The 5,309-nt window shown below is 70.3% G+C and carries 4 protein-coding genes; 2 read left to right on the top strand and 2 right to left on the bottom strand.

The window, feature by feature from the left end:
- The first annotated feature begins 370 nt into the window (after positions 1-370).
- Positions 371-1,336 (top strand): AAA family ATPase, encoded by a 966-nt coding sequence (locus AC1DK4_RS40220; RefSeq protein WP_441624401.1) that lies wholly within the window; start codon positions 371-373, stop codon positions 1,334-1,336.
- Positions 1,336-3,057, top strand: a complete 1,722-nt coding sequence (locus AC1DK4_RS40215) for a cobaltochelatase CobT-related protein (RefSeq protein ID WP_441624395.1) — start codon at positions 1,336-1,338, stop codon at positions 3,055-3,057. Before AC1DK4_RS40220 ends, AC1DK4_RS40215 begins: the two co-directional genes overlap by 1 nt.
- Before the next feature lie 136 nt (positions 3,058-3,193).
- On the opposite strand, the gene AC1DK4_RS40210 is transcribed toward AC1DK4_RS40215, so the two are convergent.
- A complete protein-coding gene (locus tag AC1DK4_RS40210; RefSeq protein WP_441624397.1) occupies positions 3,194-3,979 on the bottom strand; it encodes a sulfite exporter TauE/SafE family protein in 786 nt (261 codons plus the stop codon).
- A complete protein-coding gene (pta, locus tag AC1DK4_RS40205; protein WP_441624399.1) occupies positions 3,976-5,031 on the bottom strand; it encodes a phosphate acetyltransferase in 1,056 nt (351 codons plus the stop codon). The genes AC1DK4_RS40210 and pta overlap by 4 nt, the downstream gene beginning before the upstream one ends.
- Positions 5,032-5,309: the final 278 nt, after the last annotated feature.

Below are 5,309 nucleotides of genomic sequence, written 5' to 3'. Positions count from 1 at the left end.
CATGTCGGTGACGCCGTTGGCGGCGAGGGTTTCGACAAAGGCTTCCGAGGGGGTCATGGCCTGCGGGCCGGTGGTGGCGGGGGCGTCGGTGGTGGCCTGGCGCAGGGATTCGGGGAGGTGTTCGCTCATGGTGGTGGGTCTCCGGGCTTGAATTCAAAACGGAACGATTTGTTCCGGATACTGTGTGTTTGACGAACTGTAGGTCGGTAGTTCGCGATGGTCAATAGGGAAAATCAATAAACGGAATGATTTGTCTCTAAAATAGAAACCGTACTAAGATAGGTCAAAGCGCGGGTGACCCGCGGCTGGCGGCGCATGCGCGCCGCCGCGACGACAAGGTGCGGAGGAGAGCGAAGTGAGCGAAATCGTGATGGGCAAGCCGGACACAATGGTCGCGGCTCGCACCCTGTTCGGCATCGATTCGGGCCTGATGGTGCCGGCGTTCCGCGAACGCGACGACCATGTGCCGGAGATCGATCCGGCCTACCGTTTCAACCCCGAAGTGACGCTGGCGATCCTGGCGGGCTTTACCCGCGACCGCCGCGTGATGGTGCAGGGCCTGCACGGCACCGGCAAATCGACCCATGTCGAGCAGGTGGCGGCTCGCCTGAACTGGCCGTGCGTGCGCGTGAACCTCGACGGGCATATCAGCCGGCTCGACCTGGTCGGCAAGGACGCCATCGTCGTGCGCGACGGGCGGCAGGTCACGGAATTCCAGGAAGGGATCGTGCCCTGGGCATTGCAGCGCCCGGTGGCGCTGATCTTCGACGAATACGACGCCGGGCGCCCGGATGTGATGTTCGTGATCCAGCGCATGCTGGAGCGCGACGGCAAGTTCACGCTGCTCGACCAGAACCGCGTGATCCATCCCCATCCCGCCTTCCGCATGTTCGCCACCACCAACACCGTGGGGCTGGGCAACCTGAACGGCATGTACCACGGCACGCAGATGCTCAACCACGCGCAGATGGACCGCTGGAACGTGGTGGCCACGCTGAACTACCTGCCGCGCGCGGAAGAGGCGGGCATCGTGCTGGCGCGGGTGCCGGAACTGGCAGGCGAGGCCGGGCGCGCGCTGGTCGAATCCATGGTGAGCGTGGCGGAGCTCACGCGCAAGGGCTTTGCCACGGGAGACCTCTCCACGCTGATGTCGCCGCGTACCGTGATCAGCTGGGCGGAGAACTGCCAGATCTTCCGCGATCCGGCGCTGGCCTTCCGGCTGAGTTTTCTCAACAAATGCGACGACGCCGAGCGGCCGGTGGTGGCCGAGTACTTCCAGCGCTGCTTCGGGCGGGAACTGGATCCCGCGCGCGAAGCCGCGCCGGAGCCGCGCTGATGGCGGCGGACCGCCAGGCGGCGCGCCGCCATCAGCAGCGCGAAGCGCTGTGCGCGGCAGCAGTGCGCGCCCTCACCGGCGACGCCGCGCTGCACTATCGCGTCGGCCGCCTGTGCCGGGGCACCCGGCCGCTGCCGCTGCACGCGCCCCACATGCGCACCGATGCGCAGGCCGACGACTTTGCATCCCTGCGCGGCGCGGCGGACGGCGCCGCCTTGCGCCTGGCGCGCTCCGAGCCGGAACTGCACCGCCAGCTGTGCCCGGGCGATCCGGTCGAGCGGCTGGTGTTCGAGTTGCTGGAGCAACTGCGCTGCGAGTCGCTGCCGCCGGCCGGCATGCCGGGCCTGGCGCAGAACCTGAGGCACCGCTTCGAAGCCTGGTCGCGCGCCTTCCATCGCGCCGGCCTGGCCGAGACCCAGCTGGGCATCCTGCTGTACACGGTGGCGCAGATCGCGTGGTCGCGGCTTTCGGGCTGGCCGGTGCTGCCGGACACCGAGGACCTGATCGAAGCCACGCGGGCCGCCATCGTGCCGGTGCTCGGCGTGCCGCTGGCGGGCTTGCGCCGGCATCGCGCGGAACAGGGCGCGTTCGCCGCGCATGCGCTGGCGATCGCCAGGCTGCTTGGCGACATGTTGCGCTCTGCCCGCGCGGCGCAGGCGCAGGACGGCACCGGGGACGAGCAGGATGAGCAAGCCGTGCGCGTGGCGTTTTCGCTGGCGCTCGGTTGCGAGGACGATGAGCACGAGGCGATGGCCCCGGCGGCGACGGGCACCAGCCGCGTGCTGCAGGCCGCGGCCGGCGGCTATCGCGCCTACACCACCCGCTACGACCGCGAGATCGCGCCCGGCAAGCTGGTCCGCAAGGCCTTGCTTGCCGAGTATCGCGAACGTCTCGACCGCCGCATTGCCGAGCAAAGCATCCATGTGGCCCGGCTGGCGCGGGCGCTGAGCGCGGCGCTGGCCGTGCCGCAGCGCGATGGCTGGTCGTTCGGCGAGGAGCACGGCCGCATCGATGGCCGGCGCCTGGCGCAACTGGTCAGCTCGCCGGCCGAGCGGCGGCTGTTCCGCCTGGAGCGCCACAAGCTGCAGGCGGACTGCGCGGTCAGCCTGCTGATCGATTGCTCCGGCTCGATGAAGGCGCATATCGAGCGGGTGGCCATGCTGGTGGACGTGCTCGCGCGCGCGCTCGACCAGGCCGGCGTGGCCAGCGAGGTGCTCGGCTTCACCACCGGCGCCTGGAACGGTGGCCGCGCCCGGCTCGACTGGCTGGCGCGGGGCCGCCCCGCGCATCCCGGCCGCCTGAACGAAACCTGCCACATGGTGTTCAAGGACGCGGCAAGCCCCTGGCGCCGCGCCCGCGCCGGTATCGCCGCGCTGTTCAAGGCCGACCTGTTCCGCGAAGGGGTGGACGGCGAGGCTGTCGAATGGGCCTGCGCGCGCCTGCTGGCGCGCGCCGAGACGCGGCGGATCCTGATCGTGATCTCCGACGGCAGCCCGATGGATACCGCCACGGGGCATGCCAACGATGCCTGGTACCTGGACAACCACCTGAAGGAAGTGGTGGCGCGCCACGACACGCCGCGCGGCGTGGAAGTGCTGGGCCTGGGCGTCGGGCTGGACCTCAGCCCCTATTACCGCCGCTGCCTGGCGCTGGACCTGTCGGTGGCGCCGGCCATGCCGGTGTTCGCCGAGATCGTGCGATGGATCGGCGGGCGCGGCTGAACCGCCGCCCGGAACCGCCGCCCGGAACCGCCGGCCGGAACCGCCGCCCGGAACCGCCGCCCGGAACCGCCGGCCGGAACCGTCGCCCGGAACGGACGTGCGCATGGCGCGGGGCGGCGAACGGCCTGCCCCGCGCTCAGGCGCTACAGCAAGCCGTGCCCATCGCCGCCAGCCGCAGCAGCCCCGGCAGCATCAGGTAAGCCCCGATCACCACCAGCACGCCGAAGGCGATGCGCCGCGTCGCCAGCGCCGAAAGCGGCGGCGGATAGCGCCGCGCAGCGATCGTCGTCAGCGCCACCACGGGCACGGCCAGCGCGGCCTCGAGCCAGATATCGGCGCCGAGCTGCCCCTGCCAGGCGCTGAACAGCGTGCGCGTGACGGAAGTCGCCGTGAACACCAGGATCAGCGCGCAGCGGATTTCCACCAGCGACAAGGGCTGGCGATAGAACTGGAAGATCAGCGGCGGCCCGGAGACGCCGAACATGCCGCTGAGCAGGCCGCCGAAGACGCCGCTCATGAAGAAGCTGCGGTCGCCGGAGCGTTGCCGCAGCGGGGCGGGGCGCAGCGCCGCGCTCAGGCCGCCATACAGCACCACCGCTCCCAGCAGCCATTGCAGGATGCCCGACGCGCTGCTGCTCAGGTAGTCGAGCAGCAGCACGCCCGCCACCACCGACGGCAGGATGCCCAGCGTGGCCGCGCCCACCGCGCGCCAGTCGACGTGATGCAGCTTGCCGGGCAGGGCCACCGCGCTGTTGGCCAGCGTCACCAGGCTGACCACCATGGCCACGCTGGCCACCGGCGCCAGGCCGAGGCCGCTGGTCGCGCCCATCACGATCATGCCGAGGCCGAAGCCGGTCACGGTCTGGAAGTAGCTTGCCGCGCCCATCAGCGCGAGCAGCGGCAGCAGGTGTTCGGTGCTCATGGCAGTGACGCGGCCATGGCGTTCCCGGCGGGCTGGGGGGGCCGTGTCTGCGCGGCGGCGGCCTGGGCCTGCACCGCCGTGACCGCGATCACGTAGTAGACGTCGTCGGCGCTGCAGCCGCGCGACAGGTCGTTGGCCGGCTGCTGCAGGCCCTGCAGCAGCGGCCCGATGGCCTTGGCGCCGCCCACGCGCTCGGCCAGCTTGTAGCCGATATTGCCGGCTTCCAGGTTGGGGAAGACCAGCACATTGGCGCGGCCTTCCACCTTCGAATGCGCGATCTTCTTCGCGGCGATCTCGGCCACGATGGCCGCGTCGAGCTGCACGTCGCCGTCGATCGCCAGCGCGGGGCGCCGTTCCTGCACCAGGCGGGTTGCCTCCACCACCTTGTCGACCGCCGCGTGCCTGGCGCTGCCGCTGGTGGAGAACGACAGCATCGCCACGCGCGGCGCATCCATCAGCAGGCTCTGCGCGCTGTCGGCCGCGGCCATGGCGATCTCGGCCAGCTCGCCGGCATCGGGGTCCACCACCAGCCCGCAATCGGAAAAGATCAGTCCGCCCTTCAAGGCATGGAACGGTTCGCAGAGCATCATCAGGAAAAAACTCGACACCAGCCTGAACGCGGGATCGATGCCGATGATCTGGATGGCGGTGCGCACCACGTCGGCGGTGGTGTGCACCGCGCCGGCCACCGAGCCGTCGGCATGGCCCAGGCGCACCATCAGGTTGGCGAAGCACAGCGGCTTGAGCACCTCGCGCTTCGCTTGCTCCAGCGTCATGCCCTTCCTGCCGCGCAGCGCGAACAGCTTGTGCGCGAACGACGGTGTGAGCGCGGAGGTGGCAGGGTCGATCAGGTCCATGCCGGCCAGGTCGATGCCGTCGCCGGCGGCGGCCTGGCGGATGCGCGCCGCGTCGCCCACCAGCACGATGCGGGCAATGGCCTCGCGGCTGGCGCGTTGCGCGGCCTGCAGGATGCGCGGGTCTTCGGCCTCGCACAGCACGATGCGCCGGGGCGCGGCGCGGGCGCGCTCGATGATGCGGTTGATCGCTTTCATTGGGTCGGGCTCAGGGGTTCGGTCGCGGCGGTTCGGTTGCGTCAGTTCTGTCGCTGCGGGACAGTCGCCGCAGCGACAGGGCCGGAAGCGGCGCGGGCCGCCTCCGGCGTGCTCAGGGACTCAGGGACTCAGGGACTCAGACGAAGTCCTTGTACTTGTCGAGGGTGCGCACGGGCTTGGCGAGCGCATCGCGGCGGAACGGGTCGCCGAGCTCGCGGGTGCACATGATCTCGATGATGGTGGTCTTGCCGTGATTCATCTGCAGATCGATGGCGCGC

The organism is Cupriavidus sp. 05N38 (assembly GCF_056397345.1).
The sequence above is the reverse complement of the archived record's forward strand: the minus strand, read 5'-3'. Positions and strand labels throughout refer to the sequence as shown.